Below are 23,178 nucleotides of genomic sequence, written 5' to 3'. Positions count from 1 at the left end.
GACGGGGTGACTGGACGGTTCCCGATCGAAGACGTCTCCCCCGTCGTCTCCTGCGGGCGTTATCCGGCCCGCGCCGTCGTCGGGGAACTGGTGCCGGTGTCGGCGACCGCGTACCGCGAAGGGCACGACGCGCTCGGCTGCAACGTGGTCTGGCTCGGACCGGACGGTCGGGCCCGGCCGTTCACCCGGATGCGGCCCGGGGAACCCGGCCGGGACCGGTGGCACGCCACCATCACCCCCGACGCGGTCGGCGAGTGGATCTTCACGGTGGAGGCGTTCAGCGACCCGTACCTGACCTGGCACAACGCGGTGACCAAGAAGATCGCCGCCGGCCAGGGCGCGGAAGACCTGGCCAACGACCTGGCCGAGGGCGTACGCGTGCTGACCGCCGCCGCCGACCTGGTGCCGGCGGCGCAGCGGGCCCGGATCGAGCAGGCCGTGGCCGCCCTGGATGACTCGACGATGCCGCTGCCGCAGCGCAGCGCCCCGGCGCTCGCCCTGGCCGACCTGCTCTGGGCGCACCCGGTACGCGAGTTGGTCACCACCGGCGAGGAGTACCGCATCTGGGTGGACCGGGAGCGGGCTCTCTACTCCGCCTGGTACGAGTTCTTCCCCCGCTCGGAGGGGGCGATCCTGGCCACCGCCGAGACCCCGGCCCGCTCCGGGACCTTCGCCACCGCGACCGAGCGGCTGCCCGGGGTCGCCGCGATGGGCTTCGACGTGCTCTACCTGCCGCCGATACACCCGATCGGCCGGGTCAACCGCAAGGGCCCGAACAACAGCCTGACCGCCGGGCCGCACGACGTGGGTTCGCCGTGGGCGATCGGCGCGGCCGAGGGCGGCCACGACGCCATCCACCCCGATCTGGGTACGCCGCAGGACTTCCGCGACTTCGTGGCCGCCGCCGCCGAACACGGCCTGGAGGTGGCGATGGACCTGGCGTTGCAGTGCGCGCCGGATCACCCGTGGGTGAGCGAGCACCCGGAATGGTTCACCACCCGCGCCGACGGCAGCATCGCGTACGCGGAGAACCCGCCGAAGAAGTACCAGGACATCTACCCGCTGAACTTCGACAACGACCCCGAGGGCATCCGGGCGGAGATCCTGCGGGTGGTACGGCACTGGGTCGGCGAGGGCGTGAAGATCTTCCGGGTGGACAACCCGCACACCAAGCCTGTCGACTTCTGGCACTGGCTGATCTGGGAGGTCAAGCGGACCGACCCGGACGTGCTCTTCCTGGCCGAGGCGTTCACCCGACCGGCGATGATGCACGGGCTGGCCAAGGTCGGCTTCACCCAGTCGTACACGTACTTCACCTGGCGGACCTCGGCCGCGCAGATGCGCGAGTACTGCGCGGAGCTGGTGGCGGCGGCCGACTACATGCGACCGAACTTCTGGCCCAACACCCCGGACATCCTGCACGAGAGCCTGCAGCACGGCGGGCCGCCGATGTTCAAGATCCGGGCGGTGCTTGCCGCGCTGCTCTCCCCGTCCTGGGGCATGTACGCCGGCTTCGAGCTGTTCGAGCACGTCGCGCGTCCGGGCGCGGAGGAATACCTCGACAACGAGAAGTACGAGCTGCGGCCCCGGGACTGGGCGCAGGCCCAGGCGCAGGGGCGGTCCCTGGCGCCGTTCATCGCCACCCTGAACCGGGTACGCCGGGAGAACCCGGCCCTGCACCGGCTGCGCAACCTGGTCTTCCACGACATCGACAACCCGGCCCTGCTGTGCTGGTCCAAACGCGACCCGATCACCGGCAACACCGTGCTGGTGGTCTGCTCGTTCGACTCGCACACCGTGCAGTGGGGCAACACCACCCTGGACATGCCGGCGCTGGGCCTGGACTGGCACGACCGGTTCACCGTGTACGACGAGTTGACCGGGGCCAGCTACGACTGGGGACAGCGCAACGCGGTCCGGCTCGACCCGTACCTGCACCCCGCCCACGTGCTCACCCTCCCCGCCGCCACCGCCGCCGTTCCCACCGACACCGCCGGCCCTGCCGCCACGAAGGACGACGCCCGATGGACCAGCTGATCTCCGGGGAGACCCACGACCCGCACGCCGTGCTCGGTGCCCACCCGGCGAACGGCCGTACGGTGATCCGCACCCTGCGGCGGGGCGCGACCGAACTGTGCCTGCTGGTGGGTGAACAGCGGTACCCGATGACCCGGGTGCACGAGGTGGGCGTCTTCGAGGCGACCGTGCCCGGCGAGGTGCTCGACTACCGCATCGAGTGGAACGGGCAGCCGCACGACGACCCGTACCGGCACCCGCCGACCCTGGGCGAGCTGGACCTGCACCTGATCAGCGAGGGTCGGCACGAACGGCTCTGGGAGGCGCTCGGCGCCCGCGTCCTCGACGGCGGGGTGGCGTTCACCGTCTGGGCCCCGAACGCCCGGGGTGTGCGGGTGGTCGGTGACTTCACCGGCTGGGCGCCCGACGACGGCTGGCCGATGCGATCACTGGGCTCCACCGGCGTGTGGGAGATCTTCGTGCCCGGGGTGCAGGTGGGGGCCCGGTACAAGTATCGGATCCTCGGCGCCGACGGTCACTGGCGGGACAAGGCCGACCCGCTCGCCGGGTACGCCGAGGTGCCGCCGGCCACCGCCTCCGTGGTGCACCGCTCGACGTACGAGTGGGGCGACGCGGACTGGCTGGCGCGGCGGGCGAAGCAGCAGCCCCACCAGGCGCCGATGAGCGTGTACGAGGTGCACCTCGGCTCGTGGCGGCCCGGCCTCGGCTACCGGGAACTGGCCGAGCAGTTGGCCGCGTACGTGACGGAGCTGGGCTTCACCCACGTGGAGTTCCTGCCGGTGATGGAGCACCCGTTCGGCGGCTCCTGGGGTTACCAGGTCACCGGCTACTTCGCCCCGACCTCCCGCTTCGGTGACCCGGACGACTTCCGTCACCTGGTGGACCGGCTGCACGCCGCCGGCATCGGGGTGATCCTGGACTGGGTGCCGGCGCACTTCCCCAAGGACGAGTGGGCCCTGGCCCGCTTCGACGGCACCCCGCTCTACGAGCACCCCGACCCGCGTCGCGGCGAGCACCCGGACTGGGGCACGTACGTTTTCGACTTCGGCCGCCGCGAGGTGCGCAACTTCCTGGTCGCCAACGCGCTCTACTGGCTTGAGGAGTTCCACGTCGACGGGCTGCGGGTCGACGCGGTCGCCTCGATGCTCTACCTGGACTACTCCCGCGCCGACGGGCAGTGGGTGCCCAACCAGTACGGCGGCCGGGAGAACCTGGAGGCCATCGCGTTCATGCAGGAGACCAACGCGACGGTCTACAAGCACCACCCCGGGGTGGTGATGATCGCCGAGGAGTCCACCGCCTGGCCGGGAGTGACCCGACCGACGAGCGACGGCGGGCTCGGGTTCGGCTTCAAGTGGAACATGGGCTGGATGCACGACACCCTGCTCTACACCTCGAAGGACCCGATCTACCGGCAGCACCACCACAATCAGCTCACCTTCTCCCTGGCGTACGCCTGGAGCGAGAACTACGTGCTGCCGATCAGCCACGACGAGGTGGTGCACGGCAAGGGTTCGCTGCTGGGCAAGATGCCCGGCGACCAGTGGCAACGGCTGGCCAACGTCCGCGTGCTGCTGGCCTACATGTGGGCGCACCCGGGCAAGCAACTGTTGTTCATGGGCTGCGAGTTGGCCGACGACCGGGAGTGGAGCGAGGAGCGCGGCCTCGACTGGTACCTGCTGCACGACCCGGCCCGGGCCGGCGTGCAACGCCTGGTCGGCGACCTCAACCGGGTCTACCGGGACACCCCGGCGCTATGGGCGCAGGACACCTCCCCCGCCGGTTTCCGCTGGCTCGCCGGCGACGACGTCGCCAACAACACCGTCTCGTTCGTCCGGATCGCCCCCGACGGGGCGACCCTGGTCTGCGTGGCCAACTTCTCCGCCCTACCGCTGGAGGACTACCGCATCGGCCTACCGGCCGCCGGGGCCTGGGCCGAGGTGCTCAACACCGACGCCCACCCGTACGGCGGCTCCGGCGTCGGCAACCTCGGCACCGTGCACGCCGAGCCCGTCCCCTGGCACGGTCAACCCGCCTCGGTGGCGCTGCGCGTCCCCCCGCTCGGCGCCCTCTGGCTCCGCCCGGCGTAAAACGGGCACCGCGGCGGACTCAGACCAGGCCGGCGCCGCGGAGCAGGGTCCACAGGCCCGCGCCGTCGGGGGCGGAGAGCCACTTCTGGCCGATCGGCCCCTCGGTCGGCTGGTCGTGCGGCACCGGCAGGCTGCCGGCGAGCACCGACTGGGCGGGCGAGAGGCGGCGGACCGCAACGGCTGCCACGTTGTCCGGGTGGGCGGCGGCGAACTCCCGGTAGATCTCCGGGTCGTGCTGGCCGTCGTCGCCGACGAGCAGCCAGCGTACGTCGGGGAACTCCTTGGCCAGCCGGGCCAGGGTGGCTCGCTTGTGCTCCCGGCCGCTGCGGAACCAGCGGTCCTGGGTGGGACCCCAGTTGGTGAGCAGCAGCGGTCCCGCCGGGTAGAGATGCCGGGACAGGAAGCGGGTCAGGGTCGGGGCGACGTTCCACGCGCCGGTGGACAGGTAGAACACCGGTGCGCCGGGGTGCGCGGTGACCAGCCGCTCGTACAGCACGGCCATGCCGGGCACCGCGGCGCGGGCGTGCTCGTCGAGCACGAACGTGTTCCAGGCGGCGAGCAGCGGGCGGGGTAGCGCGGTCACCATCACCGTGTCGTCGATGTCGGAGAGGATGCCGAAGCGGACCTCCGGATCGAGGATGCGCACCGGCGCCTCGACCGGTTCGGCGTCGGGCATGCTGAGCCGCACCGAGCCCCAGCCGGGGGGCAGGTCCGCCTCGACGGTGGTGTCGATGAAGCCGCTGCGGTCGGCCTGCGCCTCGTGCACCACCCCGCCGGTCTCGATGGTCACCGTGACGTGCTTGGCCGGCAGGGTGGTGAAGCTGCGCCAGCCTCGGACCTTCTCCAGCCGCCCCCGTTGTCGGGTGTCCGGCCGGCCCAGCAGCACCCGGCACATCACCCGCGCCCAACCGGGCGCGCCGTAGCCGGTGTAGGCGATGATGTTGGTCCGCCAGCCCGTCCGCCGGAGTCGGCGTTCGACCAGCTTGTGCACGGCGTCCTCGATCCGCGCGGCCCGATGCAGGTTCGGTATGGCCAACTGGCCTGCGGGTGTGGGTGGCACGTCTGCAACCCTGCCACACCCTGCCGACCTCGGCCACGCGAGACCCGGGCTTCTTGATCGTCTCCGCTCGGGGCGCGTCCGCGGGCACGGTGGCGGAAACGAAGACGATCAAGGCAACCGCGCCCGGGGCGCCTGCCGACCGTGAAACACTCCGGTCGGGACGACGACGGGGGTAGTTGGCTATTGGCGCGTTGGGCATCTCGCGTTGGGCATCTATGGTGCTCTTTAAGCTGCCATGATGCTCGCGTGAACCTCAAGGAGTGGGCGGCGTCGACCGGCATCGCGTACATCACTGCTCGGCGACAGTACGCGGCTGGACGCTGCCTGTTCCCACCTACCGGATCGGTCGGCTGATCATGGTCGGTGAGCCGGTCACCGGCACGTCGGCCGAGACGGGGCAGACCGTGGTGTACGCCCGGGTTTCCTCAGCCGACCAGAAACCCGACCTGGACCGGCAGGTCGCCCGGGTCACCGTATGGGCCACCGGACAGAACTCGGCATCGACCGGGTGGTGACCGAGGTTGGATCCGCGTTGAACGGGCACCGCAAAAGGTTCCTCGCGCTGCTGCGCGACCCGGCGGTGTCAACGATCGTGGTCGAGCACCGGGACCGGTTCGCCCGATTCGGTGCGGAGTACGTCGAGGCCGCCCTGAACGCGCAGGGCCGCCGGCTGCTGGTGGTCGGCCCGGCGCTGAGGTCGACGACGACTTGGTCCGCGACGTGACCGAGATCCTGACGTCGTTGTGCGCCCGCCTGTACGGCCGTCGCGCTGCCGCGAACCGTGCCCGCCGGGCGGTCGAAGCCGTCACCGAGAGTGGCCCGGCGTGAAGTCGATCCAGGCGTACCGGTTCGCGTTGGACCTGACCCCCCGTCAGGAGCGCGCGGTATCGGCGCACGCGGGTGCGGCCCGGGTCGCGCACAACTGGGCACTGGCCCGAGTGAAGGCGGTCATGGATCAGCGCGCGGCCGAACGCACCTACGGCGCCACAGAAGCGGAGTTGACCCCGACCGTGGGGTGGTCGCTGCCCGCGCTGCGCAGGGCGTGGAACTCCGCGAAGGGCGAGGTGGCCCCATGGTGGCGGGAATGCTCCAAGGAGGCGTTCAACACCGGCCTCGACGCCCTCGCCCGCGCCCTCAAGAACTGGTCGGACTCCCGCAGCGGGAAGCGGGCCGGGCGGCCAGTCGGGTTTCCCCGGTTCAAGTCCCGCCGCCGCGCTACACCGTCCGTGCGGTCCACCACCGGCGCGATCCGGGTCGAGCCCGACCGCAAGCACGTCGTCCTGCCACGCCTGGGCCGGCTCAAGTTGCACGAGTCTTCCCGCAAGCTGGCTCGTCGCCTGGACAACGGCACGGCCCGGATCGAGTCGGCGACCGTGCGGCGTGACGGCAGCCGGTGGCACGTCGCCTCCACCGTGGAGGTCGAGCGCGCCGAGCGCGTCCCCGTCCGGCCGACATCAGTCGTCGGAGTGGACGTCGGGATCAAACACCTCGCGGTGCTCACCAACGACGAACTCGTACCGAACCCGCGCCACCTGGCGGACGCACAGCAGCGGATGCGCTCGCTGGGCCGATCCCTGTCACGCAAGATCGGCCCAGACCGACGCACCGGCCGCCGCGCGTCGAAGCGGTGGCAACGAGCGGCGACCCGGCTCGGCCGCGCGCACGCCCGGGTGGCGAACCTACGCCGCGACGGCATGCACAAGCTCACCACCAGACTCGCCCGCGAGCACGGCACGGTCGTGGTGGAAGACCTCAACGTCGCCGGCATGCTGCGTAACCGCAGGCTAGCCCGACACATCGCCGACGCCGGTTTCGCGGAGATCCGCCGCCAGTTGGCGTACAAGACCGAATGCAACGGTGGCCGACTTGTGGTGGCCGACCGCTGGTATCCATCCTCGAAGACCTGCTCGGGCTGCGGCACGGTGAAAGCCAAGCTCGCCCTGTCCGAGCGCACCTACACCTGCACCACCTGCGGCTTGACCCTTGACCGGGACCTCAACGCCGCGCGTAACCTCGCCGCGCTCGCGCGTGAGGTGGACACCGCCGGGAGTGGCCCGGTGGCAGGACGTGGAGCCGACCGGAAGACCCGCGCGCGCGGGCTGGTGGCTGTGAAACGTCAACCCGGCACGGCGTCCGCCGGTCAGACCGGGACCGTCCTACCGCAAGGCAGGACTACCAACCGTGTGCTCACTAAAGCGCACTGAGAGGTAACGGCGATGGTCGTGCCACAGGCAGGGTCGCGAGCACAGCGACGGCGCGGGCGGTGGCAGCCACGGCTGGACCGGCCCGCCCTCGTCGCGCTGATCCTCGGCGTGCTCGGGGTCGGCTACCGGTTGTATCTGGTGCTGAACACCGTGCCGGTGGCAAACAGTGACGAGGCGACCTTCGGGCTGGCCGCCCTGCACATCGCCCAGGGCCGGGAACATCCGGTCTTCCTGTACGGCCAGCGCTACATGGGCATGCTGCAGTCCTACCTGGCAGCGCCCCTGCTCGCGGTGACCGGGCCGAGTTGGCCGGCGCTGCGGCTGCCGGTGCTCGCGCTCTACGCGTTGTTCCTCTGGCTGATCCACCGGCTGACCCGGCGGATCGGTTCACCGTGGTTCGCCACCGCGATCGTCGGTCTGCTGGCGCTCGGCTCCGAGCGGGTCATCCGCGACCAGGTGACGACGGTCGGCGGTCGGCCGGAGGTCAAGGTCGCCGTACTGGTGATGCTGCTGATCGTGGTGGGGTTGGCCCGCGGCACGGTGCGGCACCGCCGGTGGGCCGTCGGCGGCTTCGGGTTGCTCGCCGGGCTGGCCCTGTGGTCGGACTGGCTGATCGCGCCGTACCTGGCGGTGGCCGGGGCGGCCCTGCTCTGGGTGCTGCGCCGGGAACTGCTCGGTGGGGCCGGTCTGCTGCTGGTCGTCGGGTTCGGCGTCGGGATCGCCCCGATGATCCGCGACAACCTGGTGGCCCCGGCCGGGCAGGATTCCCTCTCGGTGCTGGGCCGCATCAGCGGCGCGCAGGGACCGTCCCCGACGTGGGGCCAACGGCTCGACGGCGGGCTGCTGGAGGGGGTGCCGCTGGCCGCCGGGCTGTGCCCGATGACCGGCTGTGCCGGCTGGCAGGAGTGGTTCGGTCTGCTCTACCCGGTGCTGCTGGTCGTCGCGGTGGTGCTCGCCGGGCTCGCATACCGCCGCCGGGTCGGACGGGGTGAGCGGGTGGTGGCGGTGGTGCGTCTCGCCCTGCTCGTCGGCGCGGCGGCAACCCTGCTGGCGTACGTGCGCAGTTCGCTCGCCGCGACGGATCCGCTGGGTAACGCCCGCTACCTGTCGGTGCTGCAACTGTCGCTACCGGCGGTGCTGTGGCCGCTGTGGGTGGCGGCGGCGGCGTGCGCGCGCGGCACGGTCGGCGCTGCCGGTCGGCTCGTCGGCGCGCTGGCGACCGCGCTGCTGGCCGCGTTGGCGGCGACGTCGCTGGTGGTCACCGTGCTGTTCGCCACCGTCGGCGCGGCGCCGGGTCGGGTGGAGGAGCGGCAGTCCCGCCAACTCGCGGACACGGTCCGTGCCGCCGGGCTGCGCGAGGTGTACGGCGAGTACTGGACCTGCAACCGGCTGGTCTTCAACACCGGCGAGCAGGTGGTCTGTGGCGTGCTCGACGGTGACCTGCATCCCGGGCAGAACCGCTACCCGGCGTACTGGTGGCGGTTGGCTCGCGCCTCGCGGCCCGGCTACGTGCTGGAGGCCGGCGGGTCGGCGGAGCGACGCCTGCGGGAGTTGCTCGGCGACGGAGCGGACGCCGCGTTGCTGGCCGAGGTCGGCGACTTCCGCGTCTACCACCCGCCGACGCCGCTGCGGCCGTGGCGGTGAGCCGGGTCGTACGCTGGCCGGACCCCCGGCGCGGATGGTGCGGTCCGGGACGTCGAGGAGTCTGTCGATGCTCATCCTGCTGCCGCCCTCGGAGGGCAAGGCCGAGGCCGGCGCCGGTCGCCGCCTGGACCTGACCAAGCTCTCGCTGCCGGAGCTGAACCCCGTCCGCGAACAGGTGCTGGCCGCGTTGCTGACGCTCAGCGCGGGGCCGGCGGAGGCGGCGTTGGCCGCGCTCGGGCTCGGCAGCGGCCAGCACGGTGAGCTTCGCCGCAACGCCCGTCTGGAGCGGGCGGCCACCGCACCGGCGGGCCGGATCTACACCGGGGTGCTCTACGAGGCGTTGGACCTGGCCACCCTTCCGGCGGCGGCACAGCGCGCGGCGGCCCGGCAGGTGCTGATCTCCTCCGGCCTGTGGGGGGCGGTCCGGTTGACCGACCGTATTCCGCCGTACCGCTGCCCCATCGGGGCCCGGTTGCCCGGCGCCGCCGCGCTGCCCGCGCTCTGGCGGCCGGTGTTGGGGCCGGCGCTGACCTCGGCGGCGGGTGCCGGGCCGGTGCTCGACCTGCGCTCCGGCGCCTACGCCGCCGCCTGGACGCCCCGCGGCGAGTTGGCCGAACGCACCGTCACCGTCCGGGTGCTGCACGAACGGGAGGTCGACGGGACACCGGTGCGTTCGGTGGTGAGTCACTTCAACAAGGCCACGAAGGGTCGACTGGTGCGGGATCTGCTGCTGCACGGCGTCCGCCCGCGCAGCGCCGACGCGCTGGTGGGGGCGCTACGCGACCTGAAATACACGGTGTGCGAGCAGCCCTCGGCAGCGGGACGGCCACGGCAGATCGACGTTGTCGTGTCGGCGCTGTAACCAGCCGCAAGATTTCCTCAAGGCTGGGCCGGATCGGTACCACGGCAGGGCGTCTCGGGTCACCGTAATGACACCCGACACCACGAGGAGGCCCTCCGGGTGGTTGCCGAACCGATTCTGCTCGACCGACCCCGCTCGCCGTCGACCCTGCCGCCGCTGGACTGGACGACCCTGGCCGACGCCTTCGAAGCAGCCTGCCTGCTGCGCTGCATGCCGCCGCCGGCCACGCCCGGTCAACGCCACGCCGGGCGGCGTGCCAGCCTGCCCACCGCGATCGAGTTCAACCGGGAGGAGGCGGCCCGGCGTACGCGACAACTGCTGGACCGGCTCGGCATCCCGGTACAGCACGAGTTGGCCGTCGGCGGCCTGCGTCGCCGCTACGAGTTGCACCGGCTGCACGTGGCCCGAGACGCGCGATCCGACTACACGGCGCTGATGGAGAACGGCTGGCACCGGGGCCGACGGGAACTGCTCGGCGGCCCGGCGCCGGGCGCCTCGACGGCACGCCGTCAGTGGCGCACCCGGTTGGCCTCCGCCGCCTGGCGGGCCGCGCTGCTGGCCGGTGGACGGCACGTGCGCCGGCACATCCTCGGGGTACGGATCACCGACCGGGAACTGGCCGCCGTACTGGTCCGTGGCGCCGCCCTGCTCGACGTACCGGCGCTGCTGCGCGCCGGCACCGGCTGTTACCTGGTCAGCGTCGCCCATGGCCCGGACCGCGACCGGATTCTGCACCATGCCGGTGAGGAGGTGGCGCACCGCCCGGTCGCCTGAGTAAACGACCCGGTCAGGGCAGACTGCACCGCGATTGGGACGAACTCCGCCCCCCTGGGGTTGCGCCGCAGGGGTCCGGCGGCGCACAGTGCTGCCCGTGACCCGTACCCGGTTTGCTGCCCGAGACCGGCGGCCCGTCGCCAGCGCCGTCGTCCTGGTCGCCGTGCTGCTGATCCTGCCCAGCAGCCTCAGCGCCTGCCGGGACGATCCCGACGACACGGTACGCATCCGCATCGCCACCGGCAGCCCGACCGCCGTCTACCACGCCTTCGGCACGTCGCTGGCCGCCATCCTGAACCGGGAACTGCCGAACGTACGCGCTGAGGTGTTGGTCACTGCCGCCTCGGTGGAGAACGTCCGGCTGCTCAAGGCCGGCGAGGTCGAACTCGGGTTCACCCAGGCCGACGTGCTGCCGGCCTACCCGGGGCCGGATCCGCCGGTGGTGGCGGTCGCCCGGGTCTACGACGACCTGTTGCACCTGGTCACCACCGCCGCCAGCCCGATCCGCAAACTGACCGACCTGGCGGGTCGGCGGGTGTCCATCGGCGCGGCCGGTTCCGGTACGGAGATCACCGTCAACCGGCTGCTCACCGTGGCCGGGCTGGACGACGCCGGGCTGCACCGGGTGCAGCTCGGTCTGGACGACTCGGTGAGCGCCCTGCGCCGCGGTGAGATCGACGCCTTCTTCTTCTCCGGTGGCCTGCCGGTGCGGGCCGTGGTCCAGTTCGTCGAGGACACTCCCGCCCGCCTCGTCGACCTCGGCGAGTGGACGGTGCCGCTGCGCCGGGGCAACCGGGAGGTGTACGTGCCCCGGGACATACCCCGGTCGGTGTACGGCATGGACCCGGTCACCGCCGTGGCCAACCCCAACTACCTGCTGGTCCGGGCCGACCTGCCGGAGGACCTGGTCCGTCAGGTGACCCGCCTGCTGATGGAACGCCGCGCCGAGTTGGCCGAGGCGCACCCGGCAGCCGGGCGGATCAGCGCCCGGTCGGCGATCGCCACCCCGCCGCTGCCGCTGCATCCGGGTGCCGCCGAGTACTACCGCGACAGCAAACCCTGACCGGGCCGGTCAGCCGGATCGCACAGCCGACTCCAGTTCGGCGCGCGGGCCGCCGGCAGCGGGTGGCACGTCGAGGTCCGACGACTCGGCCGAGGTGGACGGCTCGTCGGGGGCCGGGAACCACAGCGTGGCGACCAGTCCGCGGGGCGAGTTCGGGTGCATGGTGAGGCGACCGTCGGAGGCGTCGACGAGCACCGCGGCGATTGTCAACCCCAGTCCCGCGCCGTCGACGTTCTGCACCTCCGGAGCCCGCCAGAACCGCTCGGTGGCCTGGCCGAGCTGACTGGGGGTCATGCCGGGGCCGGTGTCGCGTACCTCCAGCACGCAGCCTTCGTCGCGGGCCGTGACGGTCACCGTCACCTCGCCGCCCGCGCCGCTGAACTTCACCGCGTTGTCGATCAACGCGTCGAGGGCCTGGTCGATCGCGGTCGGCACGGTCCGGGCGTAGACCGGGGCCGGGCCGGTGGTCAGCCGCAGCGTCACCGACCGGTACCGGGCCAGCGGCTCCCACGCCGCCACCCGGGACTCGGCCACCTCCACCGCGTCCACTGTCACCCGCTGGTTCTCCCGGCGCTCGGCCCGGGCCAGGGTGAGCAGGCCGTCCAGCAGCAGGGTCAGCCGGTCGGTCTCCTCCAGCGCGAGCTGGTGTTCGGCGCGACCCTGCTCGTCGGTCAGGCTCGGCCCGAGTTCCTCCACCCGCAGCCGCAACGCGGTGAGCGGGTTGCGCAGCTGATGGCTGGCGTGGGCGACGAACGCCCGTTGCCGGTCCATCACGTCGGACACCACGTCGGCCATGTGGTTGAAGCTCGCCGCCAGGCGACGCAGCTCCGGCGGGCCGAGGCGGTGCTGTACGCGGGCGCCCCGGTCCCCCTCGGCGATCTCGTGGGTCACCGCGTCGAGTTCGGTGATCGGGCGCAGCACCCAGCCGGCCAGCCCGAACGCGGTTAGTACGCAGGCCAGCACGGCTACCAGGCCGGTGCCGGCCAGCAGCAGCCACCAGGTCGTCACCGTACGACGGACTCCGTCGGACGGACTGGCGGTGATCACCGCCCCGAGGACCTCGCCCCCGTCGTTGATCGGCACCGCCACCACGATCGGATCGTCCACCCACGGCCAGACCGAGTCGGGTCGGCTGGTCTGCTGCCCGGACAACGCGACGTCAAGCGCCTCCCGGGTGCCCAGGGTCCACTGCCAGCCCGGCGACGGGATCACCGCCGCGCCGTCCCGGTCGACCACCGCCGCGTTGATGCTGTACAGCCCCTCGTAGCTGGTCAGTTCGCTGTCGAGCGGGCCGGTCGTGCCGTCGCGCAACGCCGGCCCGGCCAGCGAGGCGAACCGGGTGGCGTCGGCGATCCGGTCGGCCCGGATCCGGTCGGTCTCCCGGGTGGCAAGCGTCATCGCCAGTGGCGTCCCCAACGCCACCAGCACCAGCACCATCAGCAGCAGATAGCTGATCACCAGGCGGCGTCGCACACCCGGCCCCTCACTCGGCCCGTAGCCGGTAACCGACGCCACGGACGGTCTCCACCAGGCGTGGGTCGCCCAGCTTGCCGCGCAGCGAGCCGACGTGCACCTCGACGGTGTGCCGGTCGGCGAAGGTGGTGCCCCAGGCGTCGAGCAGGATCCGGTCCCGGGGGACGGCGACGCCGGGTTGCCGGGCCAACGAGAGCAGGACGTCGAATTCCTTGCGGGTCAGCGACACCGGCTCGCCGGCCACGGTGACCGTACGCGCCGACACGTCCACGCGGATCTTCCCGACCTCGATCAGGCTGCGGTGCGGCGTGGCGTGTGAGGCCCGCCGCAGCACCGCCTCGATCCGGGCCTGCAACTCCACCATCGAGAAGGGTTTGACGACGTAGTCGTCGGCGCCGATCCGCAGGCCGAGGACCCGGTCGCGTTCCTCACCACGGGCGGTCACCGCGATGATGCCGAGTTGGTTGCTGCGCCGACGCAGTTCCCGGCACAGGTCGGTGCCGTCCCCGTCGGGCAGGGTCAGGTCGAGCAGCACGAGGTCGCACGGGGCGGCGGAGAGAGCGGCGGCGACGGTGGCGGCGTGCTCCACGTCGTACCCACGCCGGTGCAGGGCCGACGACAGGGCACCGGCCACCCGGCGGTCGTCCTCGACCAACAGGATCCGCACCTGGCCTCCCATCAGGTCTGCTCCGCGCCGGAACGGTTCCGGTTGATGGTGGCAGAAGACCGGCCGGGGTGACAGGCCTGGGGGCGGTTGACCCGTGCTCAGAGACCGAAGACCTCGTCGGAGGTGGCGTCGCGTACCCCGTCGACGAAGCCTTTGAAGGCGGGGTCGTCGTGGCTGGCGGGCACCGTGGTGACGATCTCGCCGGTGGCCTGGGTGACCGCGTCGACAAGCGGCGGGAAGTCGATCTCGGCGTCGGCGAGGGTGTCGTCGTCGGCCTCGCCGAGGTTGATCACGTGCTGCACGTCCTCGGCGGGCGTCGCCGGATCGTCGGCCCAGTCGGTTCCGCAGCGGTAGCACTCGTCGTAGAGCGCGCGCTGACTGTCCGTCCAGTCCTCGTGGTAGCTCTCCATGCCCACCTCCCGTGGTGCGACGGCCTGCCCTGTGAGCATGCCCGTCCCGACGGCGGATCGGGCGGGTACCGCACAAGCCACCGCCGGCCACGCGAATTTTCGGTCCGGCTCAGCCCGGCGACGGGCTCGGCCGGAGCCGGTCACTGCCGGACCATGCAGGTCACCGCGTTGGGGTGCACGGGCGGCTCGGCGGGCCGCTCGGCGACCATGGTGTAGCCGGCCCGCTCACCGGTACGCAGGGCGTAGCGGTTCTGGCTGTAGAAGCAGATCGTCCCCACGTCCAGCCGTTGCAGCGCGGCGATCACGTCGTCACGTTCCGGCCGCTCCACCCTCGGGCCCCCGTTGGCGAACTTGGTCAGCAGCAACCGGTCCTGCGAGAACTGCGAGTTGATGTCGTACTCGACCAGGAAGAAGTCGCGGGGCAGCACCACCCGGGGTGCGCTGCTCATCACCGGGATGGTCCGCATGATGCTCGCCGGGGCGAGCACCAGGCCGTCCGGACGGTCGAGATCGATGATGAACTGCGCGATGGCCTGCCGCTGCGGCCGGATCTTCCAGGTCGGCTCCTCGTGCACCAGCACGCCGCTGCGTTCGTCCCACATCGGCACGGCGTAGACGGCGAACGAGGTCACCATCGCGGCGGCCAGCACCACACCGACCACGGCCCGCACCACGCGCAGCCGGGTGGGCAGCCAGACAGTGCAGAGCAGACCGATCAACGCCGGGACGGCCAGCAGCCAGGGAACCCGCCAGAGCACCACCGAGATGCCGGTGACCGCGCTGAGCCACTCCAGCACCCCGGGCACCAGCAGGACGCTCAGCGTCAGCGCACCGCCGGCCGCGAGCAGCGCCGGGGTACGACGGCGGGCCAGCAACGGACCACACCACAACGCGAGCCCGCCGATCACGCCCACGATGCCGATCTCGAAGGTCCGCCGGTAGGTGTGCGCGGCGTCGTAGAAGTTGACGTCGGCCGCCGCCTCGTTGGCGGACGTGCCGATCAGCAACTGGGTGATGACCACCGCCCCGACCGGGTAGGCCAACGCGGCGACCCCGGCGATCAGCGCAGACTTCCAGCGCCCCACCAGCAGCATCATCAGGGCCGCCCCACCGACCAGCATCGGCAGGATGATCGCCGCGGTGGTGGTGAGCCCGATCGCGGTGATCGACAGGGCGACGATGAGCACCAGGTTCCGCTTCGAGCGGTCGTCGAACCAGCGGGTCAGGTAGAGCCACATCAGCGGCACGACCGCGGAGACGAACATGCCCTTGCCCTGGTACAGGCGGGGCAGGTGGAAGGTGCCCAGCGCCGCGTCCGGGCCGCAGACCAGCGCCAGGAAGGTGACGGCCACGGTGAAGGCGAGCACCGGACGGCGCGGCGCCCACCGCTGCACCAGGCGCCACAGCGCCAGTACCGCGAGGACGGCCAGGACGGGCAGCAGCAGGTACCAGGTGGCCGAGGCGGCCGGGAGGCCGAAGAAGCGGGCGAGTGCTCCGGCGAAGACCTCGATGCTGGCGACCGGGGGCTGCGAGGCCATCGCCGGGAGCACGTTCTCGCTGAACAGGAAGTCGTTGAGGGGGACGATGTCGCGCTCGGCCACCCAGACCGAGCGGCCCACGTAGTAGATGTCGTCGGGGGTGCTGCGGGCCAGGTAGAGCGAGGCGACCGCGGCCAGCCCGGCGATCAGCAGCGCGTACACCGACTGCCAGGCCTTCGGCGCCGGGACGTCCGTCGGGGTCGGCGGGGTGGCCCGCCAGGTCTGCCAGGTCAGCAGCACCGCACCGACCGCCGCCACGAGCCCGGCGGAGCCGGGAACCCACCAGGAGATGCCCGCACCGGCCGGGGTGCCGGCCAGCCCGGCCGTGATCGCGGCGACGGTGCCGACCAGCAGGGTCAGCACCGTCCCCCACCGCTGCGCCACACCCACCCAGCCGGCCCGGTCGACGGTCGACGCCGCCGGCACCGACGCCCCGGCCGCGCGGGAGGCAGGTGCAGCATCCGAGGCGTCCTCGACCACGCCGTCCGGACCGGGTCCGGGGTCGGGGGCATCCTCGGCCACGGCGTCCGGACCGGTTTCAGCATCCGAGGCGTCCTCGGCGTCCGGGTCGGAGGCGGCCTCGGCCACGGCGTCCGGGTCGGAGTCAGAACCCGGGGTCGCGCGTCGGCGTCGCCAGCGCAGGCCGAACCGGAGCAGGACGGCGAGCACCGCCAGCACCGATCCGGCGACCAGCCAGATGCGCAGTGTCAGCGACGGGGCGAGGCCCCACGGAAGGGCCGCGTGGTAGAGCAGCGTGAAGAGCGCGAAGGCCAGCACGGCGCAGTCGGTCAGCAGCGCGGGTATCGCCGCGATGCCGGCGCGGACCCCGTCGAGCACGGCCCGGATCCGGCTGCGGTGGACCGGAGCGGGTTCGGCCTGGTCGTCAGCCGCTGCCGGTCTGGTTGCGGCGACGGCGAGGTCGGTCATCGACACGAGCGTCCTTGTCGTCGTACGGGCGGGTGCGGCTCAGGCGGGCAGGGTTCGTCGCGGCAGCCACCGTGCCGGGCGAACGCCACCGAGGGTAGTAGCCGGCTCCCTGGGACCGGTGGTGGCGGCGCCGGTCCGGGCCCGGGTGGCGGGCCACAGCGAGCAGCCATACCCCGGACCGGTCCAGCTCAACCCGATGTCGGCGAGGCTCGCTGACGGGGTACGGCGTCCACGGCGCCCAGCGCCCGCGCCACCGAATCCACCAGGCCCTCCAGGTAACTGTCGGTCACGGGGGTACGGGCGATGGCCAGCCGCCAGTACAGCGGCCCCACGATCAGGTCCACCGCCGCGTCCGGATCGGTCGTGGCCGGCAACTCGCCCCGGTCCACGGCACGAGTGATCAGCCGACCGGCGACCTCCTGCTGCCGGGCCCGCAGCACCTGCTGGAGCGTCTCGTCGATCGTCGGGTTGCGGGCGGCCTCGGCGAGCAGGTCCGGGATGATCTGCGCGGCCAGCGGGTGCCCGAGCGCGTGTGCCACCACCTGGAACAGCAGGGCGAGATCGCCGCGCAGGCTGCCGGTGTCCAGGGCGGGCAGGCGCGCCCCGGCGGCGGCGGTGACCACCTCCAGGACCAGGTCGAGCTTCGAGTTCCAGCGGCGATAGATTGCCGTCTTGCTGACTCCGGCGCGGCGGGCCACCGCCTCGATGGATAGTCGGCCGTAGCCGACCGCGGCGAGTTCCTGCATCAGGGCGCGGCGGATGGCCGTGGTGATGTCTCCACGAAGCACCGCCGCACCGGCCGGCGCCCGCCTCTTCCCGGTCGTCACCTGGGACTCTTCTCGGCTGTCACGCAGGACAATGTACCGCAACGACGGTACGGTTGCGTCCCGACGTATTTCGGACTAATGTCCACGCAGCGGCGAGGCGGCGCTCCGGGTACGAACACGCTAGATTCCATCGTCGCGAACGCACCCGCCGGCTCGACAAGATCGGAGCGCCCATCCCTATGGCCAACACCACGCTGGCCGATCCCGACTCCGGCCTTCCCCCTGCGCAGCTGGCCGCCCGGCACGGGCTGCGCATGGCCGGTCAACGCCCCTCCCTGGGCACCTACAGCCGCCAGCTCTGGCGCTACCGGCACTTCATCACCGCGTACGCCAATGCGAAGCTGGCGGCCTCGTTCAGCAACGCCCGCCTCGGGCAGCTCTGGCAGGTGCTCACCCCGCTGAGCAACGCGGCGGTCTACTACCTGATCTTCGGTCTGGTGCTCCAGCAGAGCCGGGGGATGGACAACTTCATCGCCTACCTGACCGCCGGGCTGTTCATCTTCAACTTCACCCAGACCAGCGTGCAGCAGGGCACCCAGGCGATCAGCGGAAACCTGGGGCTGATCCGCGCCCTGCACTTCCCCCGGGCCAGCCTGCCGCTGGCCATCACCATCACCCAGTTCCAGCAGCTGCTCGGCTCGATGGTGGTGCTGATCGCCATCGTGCTGATCACCGGCGAGCCGATCACCCTGATGTGGCTGATGCTGGTGCCGGCGGTGCTGCTCCAGACGGTGTTCAACGCCGGGCTGACCATGACGGTGGCGCGGCTGGGCGCCAAGGCCACCGACCTCAAGCAGGTGATGCCCTTCATCCTGCGGACCTGGATGTACGGCTCCGGTGTGCTCTACAGCGTCGAGCTGTTCGCCGAGAACCTGCCGGGCTGGGCCACCGCCATCGTGCAGTTCAACCCGATGCTTGTCTACATCGAGCTGGCCCGCGTGGCGCTGCTGGAGAACACTCCCCTGCTCAACGACTCCCTGCCGCTGACCTGGCTGGTCGCGATCGGCTGGTCGCTCGTGATGGGCCTCGGGGGCTACCTTTACTTCTGGCGCGGCGAACAGGAGTACGGCCGTGGTTGATCACCTCGCGATGTCCAACGACGTGACGGTGACCCTGCCCCGGATCCAGGATCGGATCCCGACGGTGGTGGTGGACGACGCGCACGTCGTCTACCGGGTGCACAAGGGCGCCGCCGGCAGCCACAGCCCGGTGGCCGCGCTGCGGCGGCTGGTGACCCGCACCTCCACACCGAACGTGCGGGAGGTGCACGCGGTGCGGGGTGTCACCTTCACCGCGTACCGGGGCGAGGCGATCGGGCTGATCGGCACCAACGGCTCCGGCAAGTCGACCCTGCTGCGGGCCATCGCCGGGTTGCTGCCGGTGGAGCGGGGCGCGGTCTACACCGAGGGCCAGCCGTCCCTGCTCGGGGTGAACGCCGCTCTGCTCAACGACCTGTCCGGCGAGCGCAACGTCACACTCGGCTGCCTGGCCATGGGCATGTCCCCGGCCGAGGTGCAGCGCCAACTGCCGGAGATCATCGAGTTCTCCGGGATCAACCAGCGGGGTGACTTCGCCTCGCTGCCGATGCGTACCTACTCCTCCGGCATGTCGGCCCGGCTGCGGTTCTCCATCGCCGCGGCCAAGCAGCACGACGTGCTGCTGATCGACGAGGCCCTGGCCACCGGTGACAAGCGGTTCCGCAAGCGCAGCGAGGCGCGGGTGCGGCAGCTGCGGGAGAACGCCGGAACGGTGTTCCTGGTCAGCCACCAGCTCTCCTCGGTACGCGACACGTGTGAGCGGACAATCTGGCTGGAATCCGGAGTCATCAAGATGGATGGCCCCACCGATGAGGTATTGAAGGCATACGAGGCGTTCACCAGCGGGAAGTAGAGTTTCGGTGAATGTTCGGCATCGTTCGGGCGACAGCGCCGCGCCCGAACGATGCCCACCCGCGTTATCGTTCATCCCGTCGCATCGTCGACAACACCTTCCGTTCACACAACCCCCCACCGCCATGCACCGAGAGTGAGGACCGGCAATGACGCAGGACCAGACCACCGATTCGGGCACCACGCCGCAGAACACGGCGCCGTGGCGACCCTCACGGACGGTGGCCGTGGTGCTGGCCGGCGGCACCGGTACCCGGCTCGGCCTCGGCATCCCCAAGCAGCTGCTGAAGATCGCCGGTAAGCCGATCATCGAGCACACCCTGGCCGTCTTCGAGGCCGCACCGGAGATCGACGAGATCATCGTGCTGATGGCCAGCGGGCACGTCGCCGAGGCGCAGCAGATCGTGACCAAGGCCGGCTTCCGCAAGGTCACCAAGGTCATCGAGGGTGGCGACACCCGCAACGCCACCACCCGCATCGCCCTGGACGCGGTCGGCGAGCAGGACTGCAACATCCTCTTCCACGACGCGGTACGGCCCCTGCTCAGCGGCCGGATCGTGCGGGAGTGCGTGAACGCCCTCTGGACGTACTCGGCGGTCGACGTGGCCATCCCGTCGGCCGACACGATCATCCAGGTCGACGAGAACGAGTGCATCACCGACATCCCGGTGCGCTCCACCCTGCGCCGGGGGCAGACCCCGCAGGCGTTCCGCTCCAGCACCATCCGGGAGGCGTACCGGCGGGCCGCCGGTGACCCGAACTTCGCCGCCACCGACGACTGCGGTGTGGTGCTGCGCTACCTGCCCGAGGTGCCGATCAAGGTGATCGACGGCTCGGACGAGAACATCAAGGTCACCCACCCGGTCGACGTGCACCTGGCGGACAAGCTCTTCCAGTTGGCCGCCGCCAAGGTGCCCCGCCTGGCCGACCAGCGCACCTACAGCGACGAGGTCGCGGGCCGCACGATCGTCGTGTTCGGCGGCAGCTACGGCATCGGCCACGACCTGACCGAACTGGCCCGCCGCTACGGCGCCCAGGTCTTCCCGTTCAGCCGCTCCAGCACCGGCACCCACGTCGAGCGCCCGGCCGACGTCGAGGCCGCCCTGAAGACGGCCTTCGAGGCCACCGGGCGGATCGACTACGTGGTGGTCACCGCCGGCATCCTGGAGAAGGGCGCGCTGGCCGAGATGGACCAGGAGACCATCGACCGGGTGCTCCAGGTCAACTTCGTCGGCCCGGTCACGGTCGCGCGGCAGTCGCTGCCCTACCTTCAGCACACGAAGGGCCAGCTGCTGCTGTACACCTCCAGCTCGTACACCCGGGGTCGGGCGGACTACGCGCTCTACTCGGCGACCAAGGCGGCCCTGGTCAACCTCACCCAGGCGCTGTCGGACGAGTGGGCCGAGCTGGGCGTACGGGTCAACGTCATCAACCCCGAGCGGACCGCCACCCCGATGCGGACCAAGGCGTTCGGCACCGAGCCCGAGCACACGCTGCTCGCCGCCGAGATCGTCGCCCAGGCCTCGTTGGACGTGCTCGTCTCGGAGCTCACCGGCCAGGTGATCGACGTGCGCCGCTCCCCGGGCGAGGCGCCGACCCCTGTCGTGCCGGCCCAGGGCAGCCGGTCGACCAGCACCACCCCCGTCGGCTGACCGACGCACGACGACCGCGGAAGGCAGCACCGAGATGCGTGGTGACCTGGTCAGGAAACTGGCCGCCCGGGGCCTGGCCACCGGTGCGGCAGTCCTGGCGTTCATCGTGGTCGCGCTCACCGGCGCGACCACCTGGGGGCTCGCGCTCTCGGTGCTCGCCCTCGCCGCCACGGTCTGGGAACGTCGGGTGCGCCCCGGGGCGGACAGCGGTGCGGAAACCACACTGATCGCGGCCGGGGTGCTTGTCGGTTACGCCCGGCAGCTCGACGCCGGCTTCGACCCGGCCCTGGCCGGTACCGCGTTGATCCTGCTGGGGCTGATGGCGCTCACCGGCCCGCTGCGCGACGCGGGGAACCTGGAGCTCCGCGCCGCCAACCTGCCGGTACGCACCTGGGTGCCGCAGGTCACCGCCCGCCTCGGTGACCTGGTCGCCGCCCTGCTCGCGGTGTTGGCGCTTGCCGCACTGGCGGCGCTGCCCGCTGTCGTCGCCCTGGCGGCGAGCCTGCTGGCCGGTGGGGCCGTCGGCGCGGTCGCCGTCAAACTGGTCCAGCGGCGGTTGCGTCCCGCCTCCGGTGGCTCCCCGGTGACCCGGGAGCTACGCCGGCACCAGCCGGAGTTCCTGCTCTACTTCTCCGCCCCGCCCGGGTCCGAGTACCAGGTCACCATGTGGCTGCCGTACCTGGAGCGGATCGGACGGCCGTTCGTGGTGATGCTGCGGGAGCCGGACGCGCTGCCGGTCATCGCGGCGGCGACCACCGCTCCGGTGCTCTACTGCCCCACCCTGCGCAGCATGGACGAGGTGCTGGTGCCGAGCCTGCGCGCGGCGTTCTACGTCAACCACGGCGCCAAGAACAGCCACTGCCTGCGCTTCACCCAGCTCACCCACATCCAGTTGCATCACGGCGACAGCGACAAGGCCTCCAGCGCCAACCCGGTGTCGGCGATCTTCGACCGGATCTTCGTCGCGGGTGAGGCGGCCATCGACAGGTACGCCCGGGCCGGGGTGGACATCCCGGCCGACAAGTTCGTGGTGGTCGGCCGGCCCCAGGTCGAGGCGATCGAGGTGCGCACCGGCCCGGTCCGTCGCCTGCCGAACCCCACCGTGCTCTACACCCCCACCTGGACCGGGCACCACGCCGACGCCGACTACTGTTCCCTGCCGTTCGCCGAGGCCCTGCTGACCCGGCTGCTCGACCGGGGGGCCACGGTGATCGTGCGGCCCCACCCGTACACCGCCCACAACCCGGCCTCGGCCCGCCAGTTGGGGCGGCTGCACGACCTGCTGGCCGCCGACCGGGCCCGCACCGGTCGCCCGCACCTGTTCGGTGCCGCCGCCGGCGCGCTGACCCTGGCCGAGTCGGTGAACCGCGCGGACGCCCTGATCTCCGACGTCTCCGGGGTGGTGTCCGACTGGCTGCACTCCGGCAAGCCGTACGCGGTCACCGACACCGGGGTCGACGGCGACCGGTTCCTGGAACGGTTCCCGCTGGCCGCCTCCGGCTACGTCCTGCGTCGGGACCTGGCCGAGGTGGACGAGGTGCTGACCCGACTGCTGGACACCGACCCCCTGGCCGAGGCCCGGTGGGCCACCCGCCGCCGGTACCTGGGGGACTTCCCGACCGAGACGTACGCCGAGGGGTTCCTGACCGCCGCCCGGCGCGAACTGGACCCGCACTGGGCCGCCCCGGCCCCCCGGTCCGCCAGCGACGCCCCGTTCTCCCCCGCCACCTGAGCGATGCCGCCGCCGGGTACCGGCCCGGCGGCTGGCTCAGTGGACACTGTGGATGGTGCCCGACGGTCGCTCGCGACACTGTGCTCCAATGAATGCCATGATTCTCCAGCGCGTCGTCGCCGTCGTTCTGCTGCTGTACTGCTTCGTCGGGATGGTCCTCTCGCGCATGTACCCGTTCATGGACGACTGGCCCGAACTGGCGGAGACGGCGATCGCGATCAGCAGCGCAGTGGCAGGAGTGCTCGGGGTGGTCCTGTGGTTACGCAAGTCCCCCGACCAGGTCTCCCCCGAGCAGGCCGGCGACGGCGAACGCTCCTGACCGGGACCGG

General features: G+C 71.7%; 18 protein-coding genes and 1 pseudogene. 13 read left to right on the top strand and 6 right to left on the bottom strand.

The features are described from left to right. Nucleotides 1-6 precede the first annotated feature (6 nt). Together Vgi01_RS14950 and glgB are read left to right on the top strand one after the other, a co-directional pair. Nucleotides 7-2,037: an alpha-1,4-glucan--maltose-1-phosphate maltosyltransferase gene (locus tag Vgi01_RS14950; protein WP_204291418.1), complete on the top strand. Its 2,031-nt coding sequence runs from the start codon at nucleotides 7-9 to the stop codon at nucleotides 2,035-2,037. Continuing rightward, nucleotides 2,025-4,127 carry a 1,4-alpha-glucan branching protein GlgB gene (glgB, locus tag Vgi01_RS14945; protein WP_204291417.1) on the top strand — a complete coding sequence of 701 codons (2,103 nt, stop codon included), beginning with the start codon at nucleotides 2,025-2,027 and terminating at the stop codon, nucleotides 4,125-4,127. The genes Vgi01_RS14950 and glgB overlap by 13 nt, the downstream gene beginning before the upstream one ends. A gap of 19 nt (nucleotides 4,128-4,146) precedes the next feature. On the opposite strand, the gene Vgi01_RS14940 is transcribed toward glgB, so the two are convergent. Then, the gene (locus Vgi01_RS14940) at nucleotides 4,147-5,187 is read right to left on the bottom strand and encodes an App1 family protein phosphatidate phosphatase (protein WP_204291416.1); all 1,041 of its coding nucleotides are present in this window, start codon (nucleotides 5,185-5,187) and stop codon (nucleotides 4,147-4,149) included. A 246-nt stretch (nucleotides 5,188-5,433) separates the two neighbouring features. Here Vgi01_RS14940 and Vgi01_RS14935 point away from each other — a divergent pair. The 6 genes and pseudogenes from Vgi01_RS14935 (at nucleotide 5,434) to Vgi01_RS14910 (ending at nucleotide 11,734) form a co-directional block, all read left to right on the top strand. Further along, a pseudogene (locus Vgi01_RS14935) lies at nucleotides 5,434-6,015 on the top strand (IS607 family transposase). After that, nucleotides 6,012-7,391, top strand: coding sequence for an IS607 family element RNA-guided endonuclease TnpB (gene tnpB / locus Vgi01_RS14930; protein WP_204291415.1), 1,380 nt, complete (start codon nucleotides 6,012-6,014; stop codon nucleotides 7,389-7,391). Before Vgi01_RS14935 ends, tnpB begins: the two are co-directional and overlap by 4 nt. Nucleotides 7,392-7,403: 12 nt before the next feature. Further along, nucleotides 7,404-9,035: an ArnT family glycosyltransferase gene (locus tag Vgi01_RS14925; RefSeq protein WP_204291414.1), complete on the top strand. Its 1,632-nt coding sequence runs from the start codon at nucleotides 7,404-7,406 to the stop codon at nucleotides 9,033-9,035. 67 nt (nucleotides 9,036-9,102) lie between these two features. Further along, a complete protein-coding gene (yaaA, locus tag Vgi01_RS14920) occupies nucleotides 9,103-9,897 on the top strand; it encodes a peroxide stress protein YaaA (protein WP_204291413.1) in 795 nt (264 codons plus the stop codon). Between the two features lie 99 nt (nucleotides 9,898-9,996). Beyond that, nucleotides 9,997-10,671 (top strand): hypothetical protein, encoded by a 675-nt coding sequence (locus Vgi01_RS14915; protein ID WP_102657011.1) that lies wholly within the window; start codon nucleotides 9,997-9,999, stop codon nucleotides 10,669-10,671. Between the two features lie 88 nt (nucleotides 10,672-10,759). Next, nucleotides 10,760-11,734, top strand: coding sequence for a TAXI family TRAP transporter solute-binding subunit (locus Vgi01_RS14910; protein WP_102657012.1), 975 nt, complete (start codon nucleotides 10,760-10,762; stop codon nucleotides 11,732-11,734). Between the two features lie 9 nt (nucleotides 11,735-11,743). On the opposite strand, the gene Vgi01_RS14905 is transcribed toward Vgi01_RS14910, so the two are convergent. The 5 genes from Vgi01_RS14905 to Vgi01_RS14885 all read right to left on the bottom strand — a co-directional run bounded on the left by Vgi01_RS14905 (nucleotide 11,744) and on the right by Vgi01_RS14885 (nucleotide 17,537). Further along, nucleotides 11,744-13,207: a sensor histidine kinase gene (locus tag Vgi01_RS14905; protein WP_204291505.1), complete on the bottom strand. Its 1,464-nt coding sequence runs from the start codon at nucleotides 13,205-13,207 to the stop codon at nucleotides 11,744-11,746. 10 nt (nucleotides 13,208-13,217) lie between these two features. Further along, nucleotides 13,218-13,886 (bottom strand): response regulator transcription factor, encoded by a 669-nt coding sequence (locus tag Vgi01_RS14900; RefSeq protein ID WP_199180116.1) that lies wholly within the window; start codon nucleotides 13,884-13,886, stop codon nucleotides 13,218-13,220. An 86-nt stretch (nucleotides 13,887-13,972) separates the two neighbouring features. After that, nucleotides 13,973-14,284 (bottom strand): hypothetical protein, encoded by a 312-nt coding sequence (locus Vgi01_RS14895; RefSeq protein WP_013732551.1) that lies wholly within the window; start codon nucleotides 14,282-14,284, stop codon nucleotides 13,973-13,975. A gap of 140 nt (nucleotides 14,285-14,424) precedes the next feature. Then, a complete protein-coding gene (locus tag Vgi01_RS14890; protein ID WP_239088979.1) occupies nucleotides 14,425-16,749 on the bottom strand; it encodes a DUF6077 domain-containing protein in 2,325 nt (774 codons plus the stop codon). Between the two features lie 188 nt (nucleotides 16,750-16,937). Then, nucleotides 16,938-17,537: a TetR/AcrR family transcriptional regulator gene (locus tag Vgi01_RS14885; RefSeq protein WP_102657015.1), complete on the bottom strand. Its 600-nt coding sequence runs from the start codon at nucleotides 17,535-17,537 to the stop codon at nucleotides 16,938-16,940. 218 nt (nucleotides 17,538-17,755) lie between these two features. On the opposite strand from Vgi01_RS14885, the gene Vgi01_RS14880 reads away from it, so the two are divergent. The 5 genes from Vgi01_RS14880 to Vgi01_RS14860 all read left to right on the top strand — a co-directional run bounded on the left by Vgi01_RS14880 (nucleotide 17,756) and on the right by Vgi01_RS14860 (nucleotide 23,168). Next, a complete protein-coding gene (locus Vgi01_RS14880) occupies nucleotides 17,756-18,655 on the top strand; it encodes an ABC transporter permease (RefSeq protein WP_102657016.1) in 900 nt (299 codons plus the stop codon). Nucleotides 18,656-18,665: 10 nt separating this feature from the next. Continuing rightward, the gene (locus Vgi01_RS14875; protein WP_043720190.1) at nucleotides 18,666-19,466 is read left to right on the top strand and encodes an ABC transporter ATP-binding protein; all 801 of its coding nucleotides are present in this window, start codon (nucleotides 18,666-18,668) and stop codon (nucleotides 19,464-19,466) included. Between the two features lie 148 nt (nucleotides 19,467-19,614). Continuing rightward, nucleotides 19,615-21,117: a bifunctional cytidylyltransferase/SDR family oxidoreductase gene (locus Vgi01_RS14870; protein WP_102657017.1), complete on the top strand. Its 1,503-nt coding sequence runs from the start codon at nucleotides 19,615-19,617 to the stop codon at nucleotides 21,115-21,117. A 34-nt stretch (nucleotides 21,118-21,151) separates the two neighbouring features. Beyond that, nucleotides 21,152-22,849 (top strand): CDP-glycerol glycerophosphotransferase family protein, encoded by a 1,698-nt coding sequence (locus Vgi01_RS14865; protein WP_204291411.1) that lies wholly within the window; start codon nucleotides 21,152-21,154, stop codon nucleotides 22,847-22,849. Nucleotides 22,850-22,946: 97 nt separating this feature from the next. Beyond that, entirely contained in the window at nucleotides 22,947-23,168 is a 222-nt protein-coding gene (locus tag Vgi01_RS14860; RefSeq protein ID WP_146017470.1) for a hypothetical protein, read from the top strand. Nucleotides 23,169-23,178: the final 10 nt, after the last annotated feature.

Source organism: Micromonospora gifhornensis, assembly GCF_016863515.1.
GTDB lineage: Bacteria > Actinomycetota > Actinomycetes > Mycobacteriales > Micromonosporaceae > Micromonospora > Micromonospora gifhornensis.
This window is presented reverse-complemented; position numbering and strand designations above follow the sequence as displayed.